The 22,641-nt window shown below is 66.0% G+C and carries 23 protein-coding genes and 1 tRNA gene; 9 read left to right on the top strand and 15 right to left on the bottom strand.

The features are described from left to right. From ACI944_RS02520 to ACI944_RS02505, 4 genes are all read right to left on the bottom strand, one after another. Positions 1-321, bottom strand: a 321-nt coding sequence (locus tag ACI944_RS02520; protein WP_411717496.1) for an ATP-binding cassette domain-containing protein, incomplete at its 3' end; no start/stop codon positions are given. Beyond that, positions 318-902 (bottom strand): biotin transporter BioY, encoded by a 585-nt coding sequence (locus tag ACI944_RS02515; protein WP_411717495.1) that lies wholly within the window; start codon positions 900-902, stop codon positions 318-320. The genes ACI944_RS02520 and ACI944_RS02515, both read right to left, overlap by 4 nt. A gap of 57 nt (positions 903-959) precedes the next feature. After that, a complete protein-coding gene (locus tag ACI944_RS02510) occupies positions 960-1,253 on the bottom strand; it encodes a hypothetical protein (RefSeq protein ID WP_411717494.1) in 294 nt (97 codons plus the stop codon). A 95-nt stretch (positions 1,254-1,348) separates the two neighbouring features. Continuing rightward, the gene (locus ACI944_RS02505; RefSeq protein ID WP_411717497.1) at positions 1,349-1,987 is read right to left on the bottom strand and encodes a hypothetical protein; all 639 of its coding nucleotides are present in this window, start codon (positions 1,985-1,987) and stop codon (positions 1,349-1,351) included. A gap of 221 nt (positions 1,988-2,208) precedes the next feature. Here ACI944_RS02505 and ACI944_RS02500 point away from each other — a divergent pair, with 221 nt between their 5' ends. After that, complete coding sequence (locus ACI944_RS02500) at positions 2,209-3,255, top strand: NAD(P)/FAD-dependent oxidoreductase (RefSeq protein WP_411717493.1); 1,047 nt, start codon at positions 2,209-2,211, stop codon at positions 3,253-3,255. Positions 3,256-3,434: 179 nt separating this feature from the next. Then, positions 3,435-4,727, top strand: a complete 1,293-nt coding sequence (locus tag ACI944_RS02495) for an MFS transporter (RefSeq protein WP_411717492.1) — start codon at positions 3,435-3,437, stop codon at positions 4,725-4,727. 24 nt (positions 4,728-4,751) lie between these two features. Here ACI944_RS02495 and ACI944_RS02490 read toward each other — a convergent pair whose 3' ends face one another. Beyond that, complete coding sequence (locus tag ACI944_RS02490; protein ID WP_411717491.1) at positions 4,752-5,717, bottom strand: ArsA family ATPase; 966 nt, start codon at positions 5,715-5,717, stop codon at positions 4,752-4,754. A gap of 78 nt (positions 5,718-5,795) precedes the next feature. Here ACI944_RS02490 and ACI944_RS02485 point away from each other — a divergent pair, with 78 nt between their 5' ends. Further along, entirely contained in the window at positions 5,796-6,569 is a 774-nt protein-coding gene (locus tag ACI944_RS02485; RefSeq protein ID WP_411717490.1) for an FAD-binding protein, read from the top strand. Positions 6,570-6,726: 157 nt separating this feature from the next. Here the strand turns inward: ACI944_RS02485 and ACI944_RS02480 are convergent, their stop codons facing one another. Continuing rightward, positions 6,727-7,761, bottom strand: a complete 1,035-nt coding sequence (locus ACI944_RS02480) for a PhoU domain-containing protein (RefSeq protein ID WP_411717489.1) — start codon at positions 7,759-7,761, stop codon at positions 6,727-6,729. Between the two features lie 284 nt (positions 7,762-8,045). On the opposite strand from ACI944_RS02480, the gene ACI944_RS02475 reads away from it, so the two are divergent. Further along, positions 8,046-8,405: a hypothetical protein gene (locus ACI944_RS02475; RefSeq protein ID WP_411717488.1), complete on the top strand. Its 360-nt coding sequence runs from the start codon at positions 8,046-8,048 to the stop codon at positions 8,403-8,405. 259 nt (positions 8,406-8,664) lie between these two features. Here ACI944_RS02475 and ACI944_RS02470 read toward each other — a convergent pair whose 3' ends face one another. After that, positions 8,665-11,007 (bottom strand): ATP-dependent DNA helicase, encoded by a 2,343-nt coding sequence (locus tag ACI944_RS02470; protein ID WP_411717487.1) that lies wholly within the window; start codon positions 11,005-11,007, stop codon positions 8,665-8,667. Between the two features lie 144 nt (positions 11,008-11,151). Between ACI944_RS02470 and ACI944_RS02465 the strand changes: the two genes are divergently transcribed. Next, positions 11,152-11,718: a DUF1684 domain-containing protein gene (locus ACI944_RS02465; protein ID WP_411717486.1), complete on the top strand. Its 567-nt coding sequence runs from the start codon at positions 11,152-11,154 to the stop codon at positions 11,716-11,718. A 28-nt stretch (positions 11,719-11,746) separates the two neighbouring features. On the opposite strand, the gene ACI944_RS02460 is transcribed toward ACI944_RS02465, so the two are convergent. Continuing rightward, the gene (locus tag ACI944_RS02460; protein WP_411717485.1) at positions 11,747-13,093 is read right to left on the bottom strand and encodes a sulfatase; all 1,347 of its coding nucleotides are present in this window, start codon (positions 13,091-13,093) and stop codon (positions 11,747-11,749) included. A gap of 178 nt (positions 13,094-13,271) precedes the next feature. On the opposite strand from ACI944_RS02460, the gene ACI944_RS02455 reads away from it, so the two are divergent. Continuing rightward, positions 13,272-13,754, top strand: a complete 483-nt coding sequence (locus tag ACI944_RS02455) for a dihydrofolate reductase (RefSeq protein ID WP_411717484.1) — start codon at positions 13,272-13,274, stop codon at positions 13,752-13,754. Between the two features lie 54 nt (positions 13,755-13,808). Here the strand turns inward: ACI944_RS02455 and ACI944_RS02450 are convergent, their stop codons facing one another. Then, positions 13,809-14,489, bottom strand: a complete 681-nt coding sequence (locus ACI944_RS02450; RefSeq protein ID WP_411717483.1) for a class I SAM-dependent methyltransferase — start codon at positions 14,487-14,489, stop codon at positions 13,809-13,811. A 132-nt stretch (positions 14,490-14,621) separates the two neighbouring features. Between ACI944_RS02450 and ACI944_RS02445 the strand changes: the two genes are divergently transcribed. Next, positions 14,622-15,875, top strand: coding sequence for a PQQ-binding-like beta-propeller repeat protein (locus ACI944_RS02445; RefSeq protein WP_411717482.1), 1,254 nt, complete (start codon positions 14,622-14,624; stop codon positions 15,873-15,875). Between the two features lie 426 nt (positions 15,876-16,301). Here ACI944_RS02445 and ACI944_RS02440 read toward each other — a convergent pair whose 3' ends face one another. Next, positions 16,302-16,820 (bottom strand): deoxyuridine 5'-triphosphate nucleotidohydrolase, encoded by a 519-nt coding sequence (locus tag ACI944_RS02440; RefSeq protein WP_411717481.1) that lies wholly within the window; start codon positions 16,818-16,820, stop codon positions 16,302-16,304. A gap of 115 nt (positions 16,821-16,935) precedes the next feature. Between ACI944_RS02440 and ACI944_RS02435 the strand changes: the two genes are divergently transcribed. Continuing rightward, on the top strand, positions 16,936-17,247 hold the full coding sequence (locus tag ACI944_RS02435; RefSeq protein WP_411717480.1) for a DUF5783 family protein: 312 nt from the start codon (positions 16,936-16,938) through the stop codon (positions 17,245-17,247). Here the strand turns inward: ACI944_RS02435 and ACI944_RS02430 are convergent. Continuing rightward, on the bottom strand, positions 17,244-17,711 hold the full coding sequence (locus tag ACI944_RS02430; RefSeq protein ID WP_411717479.1) for a hypothetical protein: 468 nt from the start codon (positions 17,709-17,711) through the stop codon (positions 17,244-17,246). The two genes, ACI944_RS02435 and ACI944_RS02430, sit on opposite strands and share 4 nt — an antisense overlap. Positions 17,712-17,992: 281 nt before the next feature. Next, positions 17,993-18,859: a zinc metalloprotease HtpX gene (htpX, locus tag ACI944_RS02425; protein WP_411717478.1), complete on the bottom strand. Its 867-nt coding sequence runs from the start codon at positions 18,857-18,859 to the stop codon at positions 17,993-17,995. 128 nt (positions 18,860-18,987) lie between these two features. Between htpX and ACI944_RS02420 the strand changes: the two genes are divergently transcribed. Further along, on the top strand, positions 18,988-20,538 hold the full coding sequence (locus ACI944_RS02420) for a hypothetical protein (RefSeq protein ID WP_411717477.1): 1,551 nt from the start codon (positions 18,988-18,990) through the stop codon (positions 20,536-20,538). Positions 20,539-20,590: 52 nt separating this feature from the next. Here ACI944_RS02420 and ACI944_RS02415 read toward each other — a convergent pair whose 3' ends face one another. From ACI944_RS02415 to ACI944_RS02405, 3 genes are all read right to left on the bottom strand, one after another. Next, positions 20,591-21,427, bottom strand: coding sequence for a succinylglutamate desuccinylase/aspartoacylase family protein (locus ACI944_RS02415; protein ID WP_411717476.1), 837 nt, complete (start codon positions 21,425-21,427; stop codon positions 20,591-20,593). 228 nt (positions 21,428-21,655) lie between these two features. Continuing rightward, a tRNA-Lys gene (locus tag ACI944_RS02410) sits at positions 21,656-21,729 on the bottom strand. Between the two features lie 199 nt (positions 21,730-21,928). Then, on the bottom strand, positions 21,929-22,582 hold the full coding sequence (locus ACI944_RS02405; RefSeq protein ID WP_411717475.1) for a hypothetical protein: 654 nt from the start codon (positions 22,580-22,582) through the stop codon (positions 21,929-21,931). Positions 22,583-22,641: the final 59 nt, after the last annotated feature.

Below are 22,641 nucleotides of genomic sequence, written 5' to 3'. Positions count from 1 at the left end.
GCGATCGAATCCGAGGTTCTCCGGGCCGAAAGCCACGTCTGCGCCGACTATCGCGGCGACGAAACAGTCTCGTGGGTTCTGAAACACCATCCCGACGGACGTACGGGCTGCGACGGGGTTCTCGGAGACGTCGATCCCGTCGACCCGGACGGTCCCCGATTCCGGCTCAAGAAGCCCGTTGAACTGGCGGACAAGCGTCGTCTTCCCGGAGCCGTTCGGCCCCGCGACGACGAGGAACTCGCCGTCCTCGATCCGAAGCGACAGCCCGTCCAGAACCGTCGTGTCACCGCGTTCGGCCCGGAGGTCCCGGACCGTTATCATTCAGCCCGGATCGCGTCGCTTCTGACGATCCCGACCGCCGCGGCCATCTTCGCCGCCTCGGCGGGGACGAAGACGACCGCGCCCGTGATCACGGCGGTCCGAAGCGTCATATCGAGGTTCCACCACAGGAATGGGACGCCAATTCCGTAGATGACGACCGTGGCAGCGATCATCCCTGCGAGCATCCGGACGACCGGCGTCTCGGCGAGCGACCGCACTCGGAGCCCCCCGTGGGCGATCACTCCAACGACGACAGCCGCGACGGCATACGAGAAGAGGTACCCGCCGGTCGGGCCGAGTAACACGCCGATGCCGGCGCTACCGCCCGCGAAGACTGGTGCGCCGATCGCCCCGGAGAGGAGATACAGCACCATCGATGCGCCGCCCCACAGCGGGCCGAGGAACAGTCCGGCGAGAAAGACCCCGAGCACCTGGAGGGTGACCGGGGCCGGCGACAGCGGATACGGAAACGAGACGTACGAGAACGCGCCCATGAGCGCCGCGAAGAGCGCCGCACGCGCAATGTTTCCGGCGGTTTCGTCGCCAACGAGGTCCACGTCAGCCGCCGTCGAGTTGCTCATACGGTTGCGTACTCGTCAACAATATTTATTGTATCGGTTGACGGCCGGTCGTGGCAGCTACGGGCTCTGGCCCTCAAAACGGCACTCCCGAGTGCAACGCGAACAGAAGCAGCGCCAGCGTGGCGGCACTTCTATCGTTGACAGCAAGATCGCCGTGCTCACGTACTCGGAGCGGATTACGCCTTCACCGCCGGGGTCGTACTCGACGGTCAAAAGCAGCGGCGTCACGGCGGCGGGCATCGCACACGCCAGAACGAACACCTGCCCGACACCCCTGCCGAGGCCGAACGCGACCGCGGCGATCGAAAAGACGGGGCGGATCGCGTCAGTGAGCGCGGTGACCAACGACACGGCCGGTGTTCGGTCGGTTCGCTACTAGAACGTGCCGTCTGCCGATGAACGCCGCTGTCGGGTGTGCGTGGAAGCGAACGTGCTGAGACAGGAGATCAGCCGCTGATAAACTTGTTGTCGCGCCAGTCGACGGTGTTCTCGGAGCTGCGTTCCTGCGGGTCGTCGACGACCTCGACGCTCGCGGACCGCCCCTCGCCGTCGACGATTCGGATCGCCTTAAGATCGTCGTCGACGGCGACGATCGCTGTCAGTGTTCCCTTTTCGGCGAACTTCGCGAGGTCCCGAAGGACCTCGAACATCGGGTACTGCAACGCCGTGTTCTGGAGCACGGTTTCGCGGTCACCTTTGAAGCAGGCGTACTCAACGAGTTTCGAGTTGATTTCGGGTTCCTGTTCTTGCATCTGGGAGCCGTCGCTGAAGTTCCCCCACTGTGGGCCGTCGTCGTCGTCGTCGCTGATCGAGGCGCCGGTATCCGGCTCCGGTGGCGTCTCCTGCCAGCCGTCTTCGGTCTCGTAGAGCCGATTTTCGGTGATGCTCGCCTTCAGCTGTGCCGTCGGGGTATACTTCGAGATGTTGTCCTCGGCGGCGACAGCGCTGACAATGAGCGTGTTGTTTCGTCTCGTCACGTCAACGTCCTCGATTTCGACCGGCAGATCGTACCCGTCGAAAAACTCGTGGACGTCTTCGAGTTGCAGTTCCAGCGTCGAGTGAAGTCTGTATACACGACTGGTCATGATATCCCTGTCCCACAGCGGGGGTGGCGTCGTCCCCTGGCGCGAGTGGTCCAGCATGATATAGGGGCTCATCACTTATATCACCTGTCCTTCGCCACGAGAGTAAATGACACGCAAGCGCCCGCTGCCGGTATTCGCCGTTCACCCGATCATCGGCGGTCGTTCATCGACGGGGCACACCGGCCGGAAAGTTAAGCGACTTGGCGTCCTAAGAGATATCGATGACAGACAACTATCAGGTGACGGTCGTCGGTGGCGGCCCGGCCGGGCTGACAGCGGCGCTCTATGCGACCCGGCTCGGACACGACACGGCGGTCATCAACCGCGGTGGCGGCCGCGCAGCGATGATGCTCGACACGCACAACGTCATCGGCGTGACCGAGGATGTTTCCGGCAACGAGTTCCTCGCGACGGCGACCGAGCAGATTCAAGATTACGGAGCCAACTACGTCCAAGACTTCGTTACCGACATTGAACCGCTCGACGACGGTGAGGGCTTCCACGTCACCGCTGGCAACACCGAGGTGACGACCGACCACGTCGTCCTCGCGACGGGCTTTTCAGACGAGCGCCCGGACCCGCCGCTGCCTCGGACCGGGAGGGGACTCCACTGGTGTCTCCACTGTGACGCCTACATGTTCGTCGACGAATCGGTGTACGTGATGGGGACGAGCGACTCGGCCGCCCACGTCGCCATGATCATGCTGAATTTCACGCCGGATGTCGACATCCTCACCCGCGGCGAGGAAATCGAGTGGTCCGAGGAGACCGCCGAGATGCTCGAGAACCACCCGATCGACATCATCCACGAGGACGTGGTCGGGATGCAAAAGAACGACGACGGCTGGCTCTCGGCGTTCGAGTTCGAGGACGGGGCCGTCCGGGAGTACCGCGGCGGCTTCCCGATGTACGGCGCGGAGTACAACACCGATCTCGCCGAATCACTCGGCGTCGAGTTGAACGACGACGGCACCATCGCGGTCGACGACCACGGCCGAACGAGCGTCGACGGCGTCTACGCTGTCGGCGACGTGACGCCCGGACACAACCAGATCCCGACGGCGATGGGTGAGGGCGCCCGTTGTGGGATCGGTAACCACTACGACCTCCGGGCGTTCCCCCGCGATCTCGAAGCGATCGCCGAACACGGGCCCGTCACCGAGGCGGACGTTCCGGACATCTCCGAGGAACTGCTGGCCCACGCCGTTGCTCACGAGGGCCACCCCGGCGGGCCGCGCGAAGAACCGCCGGTTGCCGACGACGACTGAAGCGGGCCCCCGTTATGCCGGCAGGACCGTTGCGGCCGGACGCGACGGAGCGTCACACCCCGGTGCTCGGGCGCACTTCGGCCGCCATCCCCGACGCCCCGATGGTGAGGGTATTGCTACCCGACGTACGGGAGTAGTGACATCATAATTCTTACCAAACCGTGCGGTCAACGTCGGGCGTGAACCTGCTTTCGGACCCCACGAAGCGGCGTTGGCTCGCGTGGGGGGCGCTAGCGTCGGTGTTCCTCTTCGTCAACGTTCACCGGCTCTCGACGGCAGTTATCTCCGAACAGCTGACGGCTGATTTCGATATTACGGCCTCGCAGCTCGGGACGCTTCACGCCTCGTTCTTCGTGATCTACGCGTTCATCCAGATCCCGACGGGAGTGCTCGCGGACCGCTACGGACCGCGGTACGTCGGCTCGGTGGGCGCGCTTGTTCTTAGCCTCGGAGCGGTCGGCTTCACCGCCAGTGGCGGCTACGCCGGCGCGGCGCTCTCGCGGGCGGTCATCGGCCTCGGCAGCGGCGTCATCTTCGTCTCGATCCTTCGGTTCTGTGCGAACTGGTACCGCGTTGACGAGTTCGCAACGATGGCGGGGCTGACGTCCGGGATCGCCGGCATCGGCGCGATCCTCGCAACGACGCCGCTCGCGGTTGCAGTCGGGCGGTTCGGCTGGCGTGCAACGGTGTTTGCCCTTGCTGCTGGCGGGATCGTCTCGGGGGTCGCCGTCTTCGCGTTCGCGCGGCAGTCACCGGCCGCGGCGGGGCTCACCCCCATCGAGAACGTGCCCGAGCAGGCGTCGGTGACGCTCGCCGAGACCGGCGGCTACCTCCGCGAGTTGCTCGCCGATCCCGACCAGTGGCTCCTCTCGCTGACCTTTTTTTCGGGGATGGGGACGATCCTGACCGTTGTCGGCCTCTGGGGCGTCCCGTATCTCGTCTCAGTGTACGGCCTCGACGTCACGACCGCGTCGTATTTCACGCTCCTCGGCTCGGTGGGCATCCTTGTCGGCGGCCCCGGCGTGGGGTGGGTTTCTGACCGGGTCGGGCGTCGGCTCCTCCCGATGGTCGTCGGCTTCGGTGTCTTCACGCTGGCGCTCGCCGTCATCCCACTCCTTGGATCACCGCCGCTGCCCGTCGTCGCAGCGGTGTACTTCCTCGTCGGGAGCGGCATGGGCGTCTCCGTCCTCACGTTGCCGGTGATCAAGGAGCGATACCCTGCCGAGGCCAGCGGCGTCGCAACCGGGACGATCAACGGCGCAGGCTTCTTCGGCGCGACCGTCCTGCCGACGCTCATGGGGCTGGCCGTCGACCGATACCGGACCGGCGACGCCGTCGCCGGGACGGTCACGTACACCGAGTTCGGCTACCGGGTCGCGTTCGCGATCACTACTGTGGCCGCCCTGCTCGCGTTCGCGAGCACGCTGTCGCTTTATCTCCGCCGGCGCCGCCGAGGGGCCGGGGAAAAATAACCACGGTGCGGCCGTCGGCGTCGGCTACCGACTCGCGTCTGTGGCCTGCGAGCCGTCGAGATGTCCAGTTATCTCCTCAACTGCGTCGAAGCCGTGAACCTCCTCCTGCAGTTCCGGCACAATCGTCAGCGGCGGTGAAAGTCGCTCGCGGGCCTCCTCGATCCGGTTACGGTGGCGTCGGTGGCGCGACTGACACCGATTACAGTCCGGCGAGGGGTCCTCGAGCACCCTGTTGACGACGGCCCCGCCGACCGGGACGCCGTGGGTGTCGAGCTCCGACAGGAGGCGCTCGCTCTCGAGGATCGCCATCGTCTCCGGGACGAGCACGACCCGAAACTCCGTTCGATCCGGGTCCCGGAGCGCCTCCCCGACGCGCGCCATCCGTTCCTGTAACGCCTCGAGGTCGAGGTCGGGACCGTCGTCGTCCGGCTCGTCGTCGCCCCCGCTCCCGAGAAACCCCTGGACGGACTCTGCGAGGCTTGAAACCTGTGATTTGACCGTGATGAGTTTTCCCGCGGCCGACTCCATCACGTCCGGCAGTTTCAACAGCCGAAGCGTGTGGCCCGTCGGCGCGGTGTCGAAGACGATGCAGTCGTATCGAGGGTCGTCCATGTAGTCAACGAAGAGGTCCATCGCCGCCGCCTCGTCGGTCCCGGGGGCGACGCCGGCCTCGATGACGTCGTCGAGATCGTCCCCGTCGAGGGTGATGCCGAGTTCCTCGAGATCCTCGAGGGCGGCGCTGATCTGTCCTCGGTATCGGCCGATCCGATCCTCGGGATCGACCTCGACGGCCCACAGGTCGAGTCCCTCGCGGACCTGCGTCGGTTCGGCCCCGATCGGCGTATCGAAGACGTCCGACAGCGAGTGGGCCGGGTCGGTCGAAACGACGAGCGTTGGAACTCCCGCCCGAGCGCGACCGAGCGCGGTCGCGGCCGCACAGGTCGTCTTGCCGACGCCGCCCTTCCCACCGTAGAGTACGTACTCGCTCACGGTCGTACTGCGGCGCTCGGTAATAAAAGCCTCCCGTCGAACCGAGGCGTTTGTGTTGAGGCCGCCCCAATGGGTGGTATGAGCAATCATGATTCAGCGCCCGACGCTGGGCGGGTCGTCGTGATCGGCGGCGGCGTCGCCGGACTGACCGCTGGCACCTTCCTCGCCCGCGCGGGATTCGATACGGTCGTCCTGGGTGGCGGCGAGTCCATCCTCCGCCGGAACGCACACCTCGAGAACGTTCCGGGGTTTCCCGCCGGCGTCAACCCCCGGTTGTTTGCCGACCTGCTCGAACGCGGGGCCGAGCGAAACGGCTGTCTCCTCGAGAACGGGCGCGTCGCCGACCTCCTCTCGGACGAGGACCGCTTTCGGGTTCGGCTCGACACTGACGACGCCGATCCCCCGACGCTCGTCGCGGACTACGTCCTCGCGGCGTCGTGGAGCGACCCGGAGTACCTGCGCGGGGTCGATTCGGTCGATCTCTTCGAACGCGGGTCGAAAACCTACATTGACGTCGACGAGCGGGGTCGAACGGGGCTAGAGGGACTGTACGCTGCCGGCCGAATTACCGGCAAGGCCCACCAGACGATCGTCTGTGCGGGTCACGGTTCCGAGGTCGCGTTGACGCTGATCGAGGACTCCGAGGTTCCGTTCTATCACGACTGGGTCGCGCCGGAGGGGTACTTCACCGATCGGGGACGCGAGGTGCCCCCCGGCTGTGAGGAGATCGACGCCGAGGAGCGCCGCCGCCGCGAGCGCGAGTCGATGACGGTGATGGCCGAGGCGTTCGAGACGCCACACGGCGACGAACCGACGACGCACCCGAGCCTCCGAGACGATGTGGACGAGTAAGACGGGGAAAGCGGAGAGATAACCGGGGGCGAGGCCCCACGAGTGTCGCTGCGCGAGCAACCGAAGTCGGCGTCGATCGTCAGTCCATTGAGGAACAGGCGGCGAGAAACTCGTATCGGCGGGCGTGTCGGAGACAGCGACCGGTGATGCTCACTGCTTATCTGACCGTGACGTGGTCGCTGTCCTTATTCAGCGCGAGATTCGTCGCTATCTCGGCATTCCGGACGGCGTATTGGGCGGTCTGGCCGAGGCTGACGAGTACTTCCCGCACACGGAGGAGGTCCTCGTTTGGCATCTCCTCGAGATCGTTGAGGATCTCGACCTCGCGGTTTCTGATCTCCGCAAAGAGGTTGCGCGTCTCGATCGCCATATCGTAATCGCGATGGACCGCGGCCCCGACGCCGAGTTCCGTAATCTCGTTGACCTGGTCCGTGAAATCTCGGATGCGCCGCATCGTGGCGCTGTCGACGTTGAGCGTGTGCCCCTCCGTTTCGAGGACGATCTCGGCGATGTCCTCGGCGTTGTCGGCGGTCAACTCCAGATTCTTGGCGATGGCGCGGTAGCCGATGAGCGGAAAGCCGGAGTCGAGGCCGACTGCCCGCGCGAGGTTGGGGTTTTGATAGGCGGTGAAGATAAGCCGCAACAGGAGGACGAAGATCTTGTTGGCCTGGCGTTCGCGGTTTAATGCCCGCTGTGCGAGGTCGGGGTTTCCGTGGGCGAGGGACTTGATCCCCTCGTTTCGCATGGTCGACCCCGTCGATTCGAGCCGTTCGAGAAGGTTATCCAGCGTGAAGTCCTCCGGATCAACCGAACACCGGATGGCGATTCGCTCGGGCGTCTCCTCGATGACGCCGAGGCCCATCAGTTGCGTTTCGGCGTTGTAGACGGCGTTGATCTGTGCGGAGTCGAGAGTACCGCCGCTTTCGACCTCGACGTGGATGACACGACGGCCGAGCACGTACTGGGCGACGATTGCGCGCTCGACGGAGTCGGCGTCGAGGTTCTGTGCGTGGATGACCGCCTCGCTCTCCTCTTTTTGTACCGATTCGGGCATGACGGTCAGGGTTCCCTTGCTGCCCATCCGGAGCGACACCTCATCGCCCTTTTCGACGCTCTGCTCGCTCGCCCACTCCGCGGGTAGCGTCATCGCGAGCGTTGACGGCCCCAGCCGCTGTACCTTGCGTGTCTCCATATGCATCCAAATGTTGTGCGAGAACTTAATATTCACTATATATTTAACACAATCGTCGGGGAAGATTATACATATTGACCCGAGAGGGCCAACGCCGACGGGCGGGAAGGCGACATCTCGGGGACGACGGACGGGGCGCGCTCGATAGTCGGAGCGGCCGTGGCTTCAGCATTTTCGAGGTGGAGCCTCCGGCCTCAAGAACCGAGGCGCGTAGCGCCGAGGGAGTAGGGCAGTTCACCCGTCCGTCCCGAGTACATATATACGCGCCCGCCCAATTGCCAGCCGTGTCAGACCACTTCGACGGCGGGGGGCTCGAAACGGACGACATCGACGACACGCCGACGGTGACGTGTAGCCGGTGTGGAGCGGAGTGGGACCTCGAGTACGAACTCGATACGCTTCGTGTCGGTAACCGGGCTGTCGAGCGGTTCGCGCTCGATCACAAGCGCCACGCCGGACACTTCCCCGATGAGGTCCAGCCGTGGTGTGTCGCCTGCGAACAGTGTTCAGACGCCGACGAGTTTCTCACCGAGCGCCCGGCGCGCCGCTGGGCGGAGACCCACGCCCGCCACACCGGCCACGAGGTGTCGATTCGCCACGCCGATGGCGACTCGACGACCGTCGACGCCGGTGCGGGATTATAACAGACGGGCACTCTCGCCTTCGACAGCGCCTAGGCGGCGGTTTCGAGAACTGTGTCGGCCAGCATCTTTTTATACCGATACGACATCCGTTAACGTGCGATCGGACGTGCGACCCGGTGACCGCCGACGCACGGTCCGAGGAAGGGAAGGAGCGCGCCCGAACGCGTGCTCGCTGCCAGCGACTGGCTGTTTTCTACGGTTCTGACCACACACTCACACGGCCGCCCACCACCGCGGCCGCTCGGGCGCGGGCGTCAGCTTACCGTTCTCGAAACCCCTCAAGAGCGTACTCGAACATTTCCGTGCCGACCGGCTGGAACTCCTCGCGCTCGGCCTCGCCGAGCAACCCGCGGACGCTGTTCCACGACGCCTTCGCGTAGCGTTCATCGCAAAGCACCCGGACCCCGCACTCGTCGGGGCCGCGGATGACCCGTCCGACCGCCTGTCTGGCCTTCCTGACGGCCGGCACCGAAAGGGCATACTTAAATCCGTCCCCAAAGGCTCGCTCGTAAGCGGTCCGGACCGCGCGCGTCCGTGGACTCGCGGTGTTGATGATCGGGACGCCACAGACGATCGCGGCCGAGAGCCTGTCACCGCGGTAGTCGACGCCCTCGGTGAGCGTCCCGCGAAGGCTCGTCACCAGCACCTTCGGCTTCCCCTCGAAGAACTCGCGCTTCAACTGCTCGGTCGCCACGTCGTCGGTCGCCTCGTCGAGCAGGACTGGCTTGTCGAGCTCTGAGAGCGTCTCCGCGGCCCACTCCGCCTCCCGGTAGGAGGGCATCCCGACCAACACGTTGCCCGGGGACGCCGCGACCTGCCGGATCGCTCGGGCATGAGCGCGCCGCGTCGGGGTCGTCTCGCCGACGTCGCCGCGGTTCTCGTAGGTGAACTTCGGGGCGGCCAGCGCGAAGGAGGCGCGGTTCTCCTCCGGGAACTCGAGGCCGTACGTCCGTTCGACGACGGGGCGGCCGGCCTCGGATTCGAGGTGGTCGAGCCCCGTCACCTCCGCAAACACCTCGAGGGGTTCGAGCGTCGCGCTCATCAACACCCCGCCGCCGAACTCGTCGAGCTGTTCGCCGATCGCCCCCGCGGGTAGACAGTTGTGGAGGCTGTAGGTCGCGGTGTAGGCCCGCTTCCACGACCCCGCCGGTCGGGTGTCGTCCCAGGTCCGTTCCAGTTCGATCTCCCGGAAGAAATCGGTGTGATCCGCGGCGTGCCAGCGCGTGAGCGTCCGCCCCACCGGCGGCGCGGCGCGGCGTTTGTCTTCCTCCTCGAGTGTGTTGAGAACCCGCCCTACCACCGCACAGACGCTCTCGGCGCGGCTCCAGACCCGCGCGTCGAAGCCGTTGCGCTCGGCCCACCGCGTGAGTTCGTCCGCCCCCGGCCGCTCGGGGTCACGGAGCGGGATCTCGCGGTCGCCGAGATCGGGGAGGTTCTCGTGCCATCCGGGGCGTTCGTCGTCGAGATGGTCCGTCACGCGGTCGTCGAGCCGATCGAGCAGCGACGTCAGGAACCGCCGCGTGTCCCGGAGTTCGCCGAGCGTCACGTCCGAGTCCGAGAGCACCTCCCGGATCGTCCCGGCCTGCTCTTTCGCATCCCCACCGTACTGTGTCCCGGCTCCGGCCTCCTCGACCGCGGCCACCGGCTCGATCACGCGGGAGAGTTCGCGCGCTGCGTCCGAGAGCGCACGATCGGAGACGCCGTCGCCGACGAGGTCTCTCACCCGCGGTTCCAGCATGTGGGCCTCATCGCAGACCACGAACGTCTTCTCGTCGATGAGGCCACCGGTGAACGAGTCGACCGTCATCGGATCGAAGGCGTGATAATAGTTACCGACGAGTACTTCGACGCTCGGCAGGAGCGCCCCCATCACCGAGTGCGGACAACTGCCGCGGCCGGCCGAGAGCCGGATCAGATCGTCGGTCTCGATGAGGCCGTGGTCGGTCGGGTCGAACGGGACGGCCTCGATCGGGTCGCCCTCATCAGGCAGGTCCTCGAGGTACCCCGCATAAAAGGGGCAGTACTCGGTCCCGCCGTCGGATTCGGGCATCGCCCTCGGGTAGGGGGTCGGCTCGCCGGCGGCCTCGAGGAAGTCGGCCTCGCCACCCGAATCGGCCAGGCCGACCTGCTGGCTCCTTGCGGCCCCGGCCAGCGAGGCGGCGGTCGTCTCGCCGTCGTCGATCCCCCGGGTTCGCTCGCGAAGCCCCTCACAGCGCTCGTAGACGTTTTTGTCGTCGATCCCGCCCGCCCCGGCGAGATTATATGGGCAGACATCGGCTTTTCCAACGAGCGTCATCGCCGAGATCGGCTGCCAGTCCTCAGGGAGGTCCGCGTTGATCGTCCGGAGATCGGCCTCGAACTGTTTCAGCTGCTGTTTGACGCTCGTCAACACGAAAACACGCTCGAACGACGAGTCGGGGTCCCTGACTAACGAGAGTCCGGCGGTGAGCGCGAGCATCGTCTTTCCGGTGCCGCAGGCGCCCTCGAGCGCCAGGAAACCGGATTCGACGGCGGTTTCGATCGCGGTCTCGATACCGTCGACCTGGTCGTCGTAGGGCTCGTCGTGGCCGAAGATCGCTCGCCACTCGGGGTCCGGGGACACGAACGAAACTGACTCGGCTTCACTTAAAGACGTATCGACGGCACCCGCGGTGACCGGGTGTCCGGAGACGACCCGGCGACCCCACAGCGGAGGCCGGGGGCGGCATCCCGTTTGGCTTATCGGGCGTCGCCACCAAACACGCATATGGACTTTGACGTTGATTCCTGGCGGGAGGAGCTCGTGTCGTACCGCGAACAGAAGGACGAACAGTTCGAGGTGCCCCACTCCTCGCCGCTCGGCCCGGAGGGACGAAAGGACTTTGACGGCCTCGACTACTTCGAGCCCGGTCCCGACTACCGCGTCGAGGTGACGGTCGAACTCGATGAGAGCGACGAGACGGTCACGATGGAGACGACCGCTGACGGCGAACAGCTCTACGAGCGGGCTGCGCGGCTGCACTTCGAGGTGCCGAACGCAAGCGGCGAGCCGACGGAGCAGACTCTCGTCGGTTATACCCGCGTCGATCAGGATGAGGGGTCGCTGTTCGTCCCGTTCCGCGACAAGACGACGGGCCAACAGACGTATCCGGCGGGTCGATACATCGAACTGCACTACGACGGAGAGCTTGAGGACGGCGACACGTTCCCGCTGGATTTCAACCTCGCGTACAGCCCCTTCTGTGCGTACACCGACGCCTACGAGTGCCCGCTGCCGCCACAAGAAAACTGGCTCGAGATAGCGATCCCGGCCGGCGAGCGCTACGAGGAGTAAGAACACCGCCACGCCCCCGTTTCGGGCGTCAGTAGTACCCGAGCGCCGACAGTTGGTCGCGCGTCGCCTCCGAGACCCCCGCCCCCTCGAGCGGTTCCCGGATACCGCCGGAATCGGGGGGTCCCGACCCGGTAGCCTGATCGAACGCCCCCGGCCCAAAGGCGGTGTTGACGGCGCCGGGGTCGATCGCCGGCCCCACGTTGACGACGCCCGCCTCCGGGATCCGGCAGGCGGTCGCCGTTAGCCCCCATCGATACCACTTCTCGACGCTGCCGGGGCGTTCGGGGTCCGCGACGTACACCGCACGGCTCGTCGCGGTGTAAGGCTCGACCCGATCGCAGGCGCGCTCGAAGCGCTCGCGGAGTTCGCCCGTCACGGGCTGTTTCGTCGCGTAGACGGTGTCCGTTGCGAACCCGCTCGAGCGGTCGGCCCGCCCGAGGGCGACATCCGGAAACGCCGTCAGCGCGGCCGGTCGGTCGATCCGGTGGGAATCGGTCTGTCCGGGCGCACTGACGACAAGCGGGACGTGCAACAGCGATTCACTCATCGGCACGATGTGCGATACCGCCCGTGGTTCGTCCGGGAGGAGGCCCCGTTCTCCGAACCCGTCGCCGTGGTCGCCGCAGATCACGACGAGCGTGTCCGAGAACAGTCCCCGTTGCTCGAGCGTCCCGACGATATCCTGAACGATCGCGTCGTCCTGTCTCATTCCGCCGTCGTACAGTGACTCGAGCGCGTCGAGTTCCTCGAACGAACGCTCGCCGCCGTGGAACGCCCACTCCCAGCGAACCGGCAGGGAGCGCTGTATCTCGCGCGCTCGCTCGTTGCCCCACCGGTCGAACTCAGTGCGCGGTTCGAAGGGACGGTGGGCGTCCATGAGGTTCAGGCAAGCGGCCCAGGGGCCGTCCCGGTCGTCGAGCCACGAGGCGAACGCGTCGGCATAATAGAACCCGTCCGGGCCGGGATTCGACGAGGTCGTGTCATAGCGCCCGTCGTACGCCTCGGGGACCGTCCGAACCGTCCCGAAGGCCTCGTTCAGGCCGACCTCGTGGGCGGCCACAAACCCGTTCTCGGTGAATACCCCCGTCTCGTACCCTCTATCCTCGAGGGTTTCGAACACCGTGTTGCCCGGCCGGAGCCGGTCGTGGACGGTGATGCGGTGTTCGTGCGTTTCGAGACCGGTAAATATGCTCACGTGGCTCGGCAGACTCCAGTTCGATGGAGCCCGTGCCTGGGTGTAGACGGTCGCGCGGTCGGCGAAGGACCGAAGGAACGGCGTCGTCTCCCGTTCGTAGCCGTACAGCGAACAGTTCCGCGCTCGCACGGAGTCGAGGACGAGCAACAGGACGTTCGGATCGTCGGTCGAGTCGGGCATACCCAACGGCCGTCGGACGCGGGCCTAATCGTTTATATGTGCCGACCGGTCGGGCACGTAGCGGTATCGAGCGGTCCGTACCGCTCTATCGTCCCGCTCCGGGTGACGAATCGGAGACCGCCTCGGTCATTTCTGACGCCGCAGAAACGCGTATGCCGCCGCGGACCCACGGGGAGATATGGAGTTGGTGTCAGTCGCCGCGGTCGCCGAGAACGGCGTGATCGGCCGCGACGGTGAACTCCCCTGGGAATCGATCCCAGCGGACAAACGACAGTACCGCGAACGGGTCGCCGATGCGCCGGTGATCCTCGGCCGACTGACCTTCGAGTCGATGCTCGGGGACCTCCCGGGGCGGGCACAGGTCGTCCTGAGCCGGGTCGAACGCTCATACGACCCCGCCACCGCCTGCCACGCCGGCGACGTCGCCGAGGCGCTTGAGATCGCGGCATCGCTCGGCCGCCCGACCACCTACGTCCTCGGCGGGGCCGAGGCGTACGAGTTGCTCCAGCCCCGTGTCGATCGGATGGTGTTGAGCCGCGTTCACGGCAGCTACGAGGGCGACAGCTACTATCCGATGTGGAACGAGGACGGCTGGGAACTTGAGTGCGAGACGCCCTATGATCGGTTCACGCTCGAGGAGTGGCGGCGGATCGGGCAGTGAGACTGGCAGATAGCGCGAACCGGTAACGGCGTTGAATCGAACCGGATACCGGCGCTACGGGACGACACCGACCGTCAGAAGCGTTCCGTACTCGCGATAGCGTTCGACCATGTCCGCCCGGCGCTCCCAGTCGTCGGTCGGAAACTCGCTTTCGGGGGGAATTTCCGTCTCCCTATCGGGGATGGTGTCCTGTTCGGCGACGTGAAATCCGGCGTCCCGAAACGCCTCGCGGTACTCCCCGTAATCCCACCGCGTCATTTTGATCGAGATGTTTTCCTGCCACTCGTGGGTGTGGACGTTTTCCTCGAAGTAGTTCACGGCACAGTAGAAGGTGCCGCCCGGCCGAAGAATGCGGCGGAGTTCACGCAGGGTGTTGTGCGGATCGGGCGCATAATAGAACGCCTCCATCGAAAACGCGTGATCGACGCTGTCGTCGGCGAAGGGCAGCGAATCGAAATCGCCGACGACGTAGCCGACCGTCGGGTCGTCGGTGTACCCCCGGGCGTTCCGCGCCATCTCCGGGGCACCGTCGAGGCCGTAGACGCGGCCAGCGTCCTTTGCCTCGCGGAGCGCCCGGCCGGCGTAACCGCTGCCACAGCCCAGATCGAGCACCGTCTCGTCCGTCTCGACCGGCATCCGGGCGAGGGCGTGTTTCGCGGTGTGCCAGTGTCGCTGCTCCATCCCGCGGTCACGGCCATCGGCCGCCCATGTGTCGAACTCCGCGCGAACGCTCATACTCGGGTCACGGCCCGAGGGGATTAAACGGCGCCGATCGATCGGGTGTCGCCGCGGTGGCTCCGAGGCTTGGTCGCCACATCAACCGTGTCGAGCGATACAGTTACTGTGAACCCCTTACATACCCCCTGCATGGGGGACAGACAGACGCGGCGGCGATATCTGTGCGTTGTCGGGACCATCGGGGTCACCGGCCTCGCAGGATGCGGTGGTACCGAGGAGGGTGCATCGAACGGCGACGGGGACTCCCGAACAGACACCCCTGAAGCTGAAACAGAGGAAGACCAGCCAACCGACGAGGACGAGCAGACGACGGCTGAACCCGACGATGCGGCCGAGGAACCGTCGGCGACGGACGTGCCGATGCTGGGGTACGATCCCGCACGGACGAGCGCGCCACCCGGGGCGAACGGCCCGACGGACCCGGTCGTCGAGCGGTGGCAAACGGAACTGGACGGGCAACTCGTGTCGTCCCCGGTCGTCGCCGACGGGATGGTTTATACCGGCGGCTCCGATCAGGAGGTTCGGGCCCTCACCGCCGATGAGGGGGCCGAATCCTGGCGTCTCGGGACCGACGGCGAAGTTCGCTCCACGCCGGCGGTGGTCGACGGAACGGTCTACGTCGGCAGCGACGGCGGCAACGTCTACGCGATCGACGCCGAGGATGGTACCGAGGCGTGGGCGTTCGAGACGAGCGACCGGGTTCGGAGTTCGCCGGCGGTGGTCGACGAAACGGTGTACATCGGCGGTGACGACGGCACCCTCTATGCGATTGCTGCCGCCGACGGCGCGGAGGAATGGAGCTTTGAGGTCGGCCTCGCCGTCCGATCATCCCCGGCGGTCGCCAACGAGACGGTCTACGTCGGCAGCCAGAGTCGAACCGTCCACGCCCTCGACAGCACCACGGGCGAACAACGCTGGGACGTGCGGGTCGACGGGACGGTCACCTCGGCACCGACGGTCGCCGATGGAACGGTGTACGTCGGCACCGACAGCGGCTCGCTAACGGCTCTCGAACCGGCCGACGGGGCCGAATCTTGGAGCAGTTCACTCGGAGAAGGCGTCGCGGCCTCGCCGGCAGTCGCCGGGGGGCGGCTCTACGCCTGCGGTGTAAACGGACGGATCGTGTCCGTGGATGCTGAAACCGGCGAGGACATCTGGACGACGGAGATCCCCGGCCCAATCACCACCACTCCAGCCATCGCCAGCGAGACCGTCTACGTCGGCAACCAGGGCTCGCGCGTCCACGCGTTCGCGACCGACGACGGCCGGCGACGATGGGAGCACGAACTCGACGGCGCGGTACAGTCATCCCCCGCAGTCGTCGGCGGAACGGTGTACATCGGCAGTTTTGACGGGTCGGTGTACGCCCTCGTGGCGGAGTGACGCGTGCCGGGCCAGTTTAATAAGAGATCCGTTCGGGGCGAGCCGTGACGCTGAACGTCACGTACACTTCGTGGCCGGATCTGCACACGACCTTGCGGGTCTTTGTCTGACGGGGGCCGCTCCGGTCGCTGACAGGGCCGCGTGCGACAGCCTCTATCGTCGCGTCGTTCGGCAATCCCATGACCAGCGGTTCCGCACACGTCGGACATTCGAGCGCCTCCCCGTCTGACGAATGCGTTACAAACAGGTCGTCGGGACCATACATATCAATTATTATGTTAACGAGTAACATAAGCATGGCGGCGAAACGGGGTCTGAGGGGACGACCGGGCCGTGAGGGTCTCCGTCGATTCAGGTTCGGATCCTCTTCCCGTTAATTTACGCTTGGATCCCTCTCCGGTATCCGACACACGTGCGATGGGCGTATCAGAGGTTTTCGCCCTGGTACGACCCATCGTAGGTACCTTCGTGGCCTGCCTCGGCGAGGACGAACTGCGCGATCCGAGCGCCAGGTTCGATCTCGATATCGTGATACACCTCAAGCAGCCCCTCGCCTTTTCCTTCGTAGCCGGCGTCCCACACTGCAGTTTCGAGCATACAGGCGTTTCGCAGAAGCGACGACCGGGGGTAAATGAACCCAACGTGGCCCTCTGGGATGGCGACTGTCTCGCCGTAGCGGACGACGTAGCCGCCGGGCGGGAGGCGATAGACGCCGGCCTCACGGTCGCTACCATCGCTGTCGGGGCCCGCTTCCCCGGCCATAGTCGGGTCGTCGACCGGATCGATCGCCTCCCGGTCGCCGATTCGCTTGCCATCACGGCCGATCCGCCCTGGCTCGCACGGCTGAAAGACCGCATCGACCGTCAGGTCGACGCCGTTCGGCTGGCGCTGTGCGTCGGTTATCGGATCGACGTGGTCGGCGACGAACGCCCCGCTTCGGTACATACCGGCGGCTACGCCCGGATAATAAAAGCCGTTGTGTTCGGTGGCTCGAGAGCGCGCTGACGATCCGTCGATGGGGTCCGACCCGCTTTTGTTGGTTGATGCACAAGCGCCGATCATGGACGCCGAGACCTTCGACGAGGAGAAGTACGTCGACCTCTTTCCGCAGCTTCAGCAGGCGTACAAGAACGTCTTCAACCGGATGAACGACGAGTACGACTCGACGCTGATCCACGGCATCGACCAGAACGTGCTCAACGAGTCCGAGCCGTTCTACGACGACGCGGAGGGCTTCTACCTCGAAGTTCCCGAGGAGCCCTACGAGCGGCTCTCGGGGACCGGGGTCGTCGTCTCCGAGGACCGCTTCGAGACGGTGCTCGCCGAGTACATCGCGGAGATCGAAGCGGAACTCGAACGCACGTTCGCCTAAACGCTCTCGAGATCGGACTCATCGGCGCCGGAGCCGCAACTCGCGCCGGTCCAGACGCCGAGTGTTCCGTCCTCGCCGATCCGGACCAGAACGCGAGCACAGCCGACCCCCGCCCCGACGCTGTCGACAACGTCGGCAGTCCGGACGTCGCCGTCGTCGAGCGCGACGTGGATCCGGTGTTCGCCCGCCGTCTCCGTCCACTCGCCCTCGACCGCTCGGCTCCCGCCGTCGGCGCCGAGCTCGTAGGTGCCGAGGTGCAGCATCTCCGCCCCCGCCTCGACCGCCAGCTGAACTCGGTGGGACTCCCCGTGAGTGTTCTGTATCGAGAGTTCCGCGAGTCTGACGGTCTCGGGGTCGGCGGAGGCAGCCCCCTCCTGTTCCCCGAGCGCCTCCACGCAGCCGGCGGCCGAGGCGGCGGCGATGGTGGCGGTGGCGGCTCCGAGCAAATTGCGGCGCGTGAGCATATCTATCTGTGGGGCGCTTGACCGCTTAAACACCCGTCAGACGGCCGGCGGACCTGCTGTCGAGCGGACAGCCACCCCGCGGGACGGTCGCTCACAAAGAAGTGAACGGATGGCTGAAGCCGGACGCGGGAGCCCGCAAACGGTTTTGTGCTTTCGGGGGGATGTTGCTGTCCGCGCTTCGACACCGTAGACCTCTACGCCCTTTGCTAGACGGATGCCTTCGCTCTCGCCGTTCTCGTCGAGGTCGTCGACCTGCTCGGCGATCGGGGCACTGTCCCGAGCTAGCGCTCTATTTCGCGTTCGAGTTCGCGGAGTTTCTCGATACGGCGCTCCGTCGGCGGGTGCGTCGAGGCGATCCGGCCGATGAATCCCTTGCGGATCGGGATAATAAAGAAGGCGTTCATGTCGGCCTGCTCGCGGAGGTCCTCCTCGGGCACCTGATCCATCCGCCCGGAGATCTTCATCAGCGCCGTCGCGAGCGCCGAGGGGTTTCCGGTGATCATCGCCGCGCCGCGGTCGGCGCTGTACTCGCGATAGCGGCTGAGCGCGCGGATAAGCAGGAACGAGATCACCCACACGAGCAGCGAGACGACGATAGCGACGATTAGCGGGGCGCCGTTGCGGTTCCGGCCGCCGAAGAGCCATCCCCACCGGACGATGAAGAAAGCGATCGTCGAGAGGAACGAGGCGACCGTCATCACAGCCACGTCGCGGTTCTTGACGTGGGCGAGTTCGTGGGCCAACACGCCGTCGAGTTCGTCGTCGTCGAGCGTTTGGAGGATACCGGTCGTAACACAGACCGCGGCGTTGGAGGGCGACCGCCCCGTCGCGAAGGCGTTCGGCGTCCGGTCGTCTGCGACCGCGACCGTCGGCTTTGGCAGGTCGGCCTGCTGGGCGAGCCGGCCGATCCGGGCGTGCAGGTCCGGATACTCCTCCTCGCTCACCGTCTGGGCCCCCATCGCGCGCAGCGCGAGTTTGCCACTGAAAAAGTACTGGACGATCGAAAAGCCCCCGAGCATCACCACGGCGAACAGCACGTTTCCGAAGTACGCCGCCAATACGCCGATGAAGACGAGATAGAGGGCAAAGAGCAAGAACATGGTAAGCCCCATCCGAAACCGGAGCCCCCAGTCAGTTTGCCAGTTCATGTTCGTACGTTCGTGTCGGACGAATAAAAACTGTCGCGGTCGGACGCCGCCCCTGCAGCGGTTCGGTCTTAACTGATCGCCTGTCTGCGACAGTGGTTTTAATACAACTCTCAGGCGTACGTTAGCGCATGACGAACCCTGGGGGGACGCCGGTCGAACGGCTCAAGGACGCCACGGCGATCGACCCGGCGGATTTCAATGCCCGCGTCGGCGAGGAAGCCGGATTCGTCCACGAACACGTCGGCGCAGGAACCTTCGACAACGACCAGGCGACGACCGGGCTCGAGTACGAGTTCTACGCGGTCGATCTGGAGACCGATGGGATCCGACGGATCCCGCGGTCGTTGCTCGGCAGCGTCGGGTTCGAGGCGGAACTCGGGCTACACAACGCGGAGTTGAATACGGCGGTCCACCCGCTCAGCGGGGCCGGGATCGACGCTCTCGGGGCCGAGGTCACGGCGAAGGTTGAGGCGGCTCAGCGCCTCGCGGCCAACGAGGGTATCCGACTCGTCAGCGACGGGGTGTGGACGATCGGTCCGGCGGAGGGAACGACGGTCGCGTACCTGACCGAGGCGACCTGCGAGGAGGGTCTCACGCTCGGTATCAACGTCAGCAACGCCGCCCGGTACCATGGGTTCGGGAGCTTCGACGACCACCGGATGATCGGCGGGACGATCGACGTGCCGGGTGCAAGTATCGACGCTGACAACGCCGGCCCGGTCAGCCTCACGACGTCGATACAGCCCCACTACCAGTGCCGGCGTGCAGCCGACCTGCCGACGTACCACGGGATTGCGCTCCGGGTGGCCGGGCCGCTGCTGGCGCTCGGCGTCAACTCGCCGCTGCTCCCGCCAGCGCTGTACGACGACCCCGAACCGGACCGGGAGTTGCTTCTCGAGCGGGGGTACGCCGAACACCGGATTCCCGTCTACGAGCAGATGATGAACCCCGTCGATGGGCCGCCCAAGGTGTCGTTTCCCGGGGACATCGCGACGCCCGGCGAAGCGATCGACCGCATCGTCGATGACTCGGTGCTCGTGCCGGCCGAGATTGCCGCCGCCGAGCGGTTCGACGACGCGTTCGTTCACTTCCGGCACAAACACGGGAGTTACTGGCGGTGGGTGCGCCCGGTGTTCGAGGGGGCGACCGAGCGCGCCGCGAACGTCCGGATCGAGTTCCGCCCCATTTCCGGGCAGCCGACGATCCCCGACACGGTCGCGTTCCTCGCGGCCGTCTGCGGCCTCCTGACACAACTGGCCGAGTCGGCGCACCCGGCCGTCGACCTCCCGTGGTCGACGGCCAAGGAGAACTTCTATGCGGCCGCACGCGACGGCCTCGATGCCGAATTGACTTGGATCACGGCCGACGGCGATCGGACGACCGACGCGGACCGACTCTACGCCGATCTGCTTTCGGCCGCGGCCGCGGGCCTCGAACGCCACGGCTGCGCGGACGCACACGTCACTGACCTGCTTGCCCCGCTCCGAGGGCGGGTCGACCGACAGCGCACCCCCGCAAGTTGGAAGCGCGATGCCGTCGCGGCCGCCCTCGATACCGGGGCGAGTCCCGCCGAAGCAATCGAGCGCGCCCAACGTGCCTACATCGGACAGCAGGCGGCGACGCTGTCCGACGGGTCACTTCTCGAGTGGCCAGCGCCGAGGGGCGTCGAAAGCATATAGCTCCCCTCGGTGGCGCTTCCCGATCCAACCTCCCAGCCAACGCCGCCGACTGTTACTCGTTTGACGCTCTCTCGACGTCATCGGGCGGCGAGATCGTCCCTGCGATCCGACCGTAGATCCCGAAGATATCGTCGTAGCCGCGTTCGCTTGCGAGCACCGGCACGATCCCCGACTCGTCGACGCGGTGGGTGTAGACATCGTCGCTGGCGAACACCTCCCCCTCAGGGATCTCCTCGAAGTTGCGGTAGTAGACGCTCGGTTCGCCGCCGCCTTTCGGGACCTCCTCGCCCCCCTTAATAATGGTCGTCTCGGTGAACGTCGGCGAGTCCGCGAGCGCGCCATGGGCCCGCAGGAAGTCGAGCGCCGCCTCGTGACCGAACTCGACGGCGTCCTCGCTGCCCTGTCGGCCAGCCTCGAGCGAGACGGCGTCGTTGACAACCGAATCGAGCGTCGTCGACCGCAGGTCGCTGGAGTCGAGGACGTACTCGACGGGCATACCAGTCACCGTCCGTCGGACCGAGTCAGTGAGGCGGCTATAGATGGCAAACGGCGGCGGCGCGCTGTGGGATGTGTGGATCGCGAGTACGGCGTCTGTTCCCTGAAGAGCATCGGTCAGCCGAACCGCGAGCGCGCGCTCGTACTCGTCGCTGTCGGCGTCACCCGGGAACACCCGGTTCAGGTCGGCGTCGGTGTAGCGCGTCTCAGCCTTGAGCGCCGGTTCGTTGGCCACGATCAGCCGGATGGTTCCCTCGCCATCAGTATCGCTGGGGGCGGGAAGCTCCCGGGCGAGCCTGTCGACAATCCGTTCGCCCGCGGGTTCGTCGCCGTGGATACCGCCGACGATGGCGACGGTGGCGGGTCCCGCGGCCCCGCACTCGAGTATCTTCATACACCTGGGCTACGGGCGGGGGCTCAAATAACGTGTGGCTGTTCGGCACCGTGGATACGCCTCCGTTGAGAAAGGCGACCCGCGAGGTCCCGACAACTCGCCGGTCGGCGTTTAATCGGCCTGAGTTGTCGGGGGTCGAGGTCGCCGATCGCGATCCGTTCGACGGCGTCCGAGACGAGCAGGCCTCGCTGGCACTCGGCGTTGCTCGACGGTGTTTGGAACGGGATACGGGCCGAGAGGGAATTGAACCCCCGACCGTCTGGTTAAAAGCCAGACGCTCTGCCGGACTGAGCTATCGGCCCTCTATCCGTACTTACCACGGCTACTGATAAACCCTTTCGATTGCGGGAAACCGTCCTCCGGACCGGGTGTAAACGAACCGCGACCCTCGGACCGCAGTCTCGCCGGGGTGACGTTCTGGGCTGGCGCTCCGACAGATGTCGTAATCGCCCCGAGCGGCTTATAAATAAGCAACGATGGTGGCTCACAAGTCGTGATGGGTCATAAGTACTCGTCCAAGGCACGCGCGACGATGTCGTCCGGATCGGTCGCTTCGAGGCCGGCGTGCCGGCGGAGTTCCCGGTACGTGTCGGGCGGCAACGACACCGATAGTGCCCCGAGATCGACCCCCTCAGCCGCGAGGGCGTCCTTGACGCTCGTCCCCTCGTTGACCCGGGAGGCGATCGAGCGGACCTCCCGGACGGTTAGCCCGTGATCGAGGGTCGCCCACGCGAGCAGAAAGCGCGACTCCCCGGAGACGCGGGCGATGTGTTTCGCCGCGGTCGGCGCGATCTCGCCCAACGCGACGTGTCGGCGGATCGACCGCGGGAGGTCGTGGACGCGGGCCCACTTGCGAATAAAGGAGACGGTTGCGTCGCCGTCGGCGCGCTCGGCGGCGGTCTTGTACGAGCCGGTACCGCGGACCAGCGCGGCACAGGCGGCCGCACCACGGAGCATGTAGACGTTGTCCTCCGCGCCGGCGGTGTTTGAGGCGAACCGACGGACGGTGTCGGCGGCCTCGGCGACGCTCTCGGGGTCGTCCGGGCTGAACCGGACCGCCCCCCGGCCGGCGACCTCAGGGTCGCGGCGGATGACAGGTTCGCCGACCGGTGATTCCCGGTCGGTCGGGGGGTTCTCGTCCGGTTCGTTTTTCATCGATTTAATCTAAGACAACTAGGGTAAAAAACGTCCCGCCGACGCGCGACTTCGCTACA

The organism is Natronomonas sp., from assembly GCF_046710025.1.
In the GTDB taxonomy this organism is placed as follows: Archaea; Halobacteriota; Halobacteria; order Halobacteriales; family Haloarculaceae; genus Natronomonas.
Note: the sequence above shows the minus strand (reverse complement) of the source record. Positions and strands in the feature narration are given on the sequence as shown.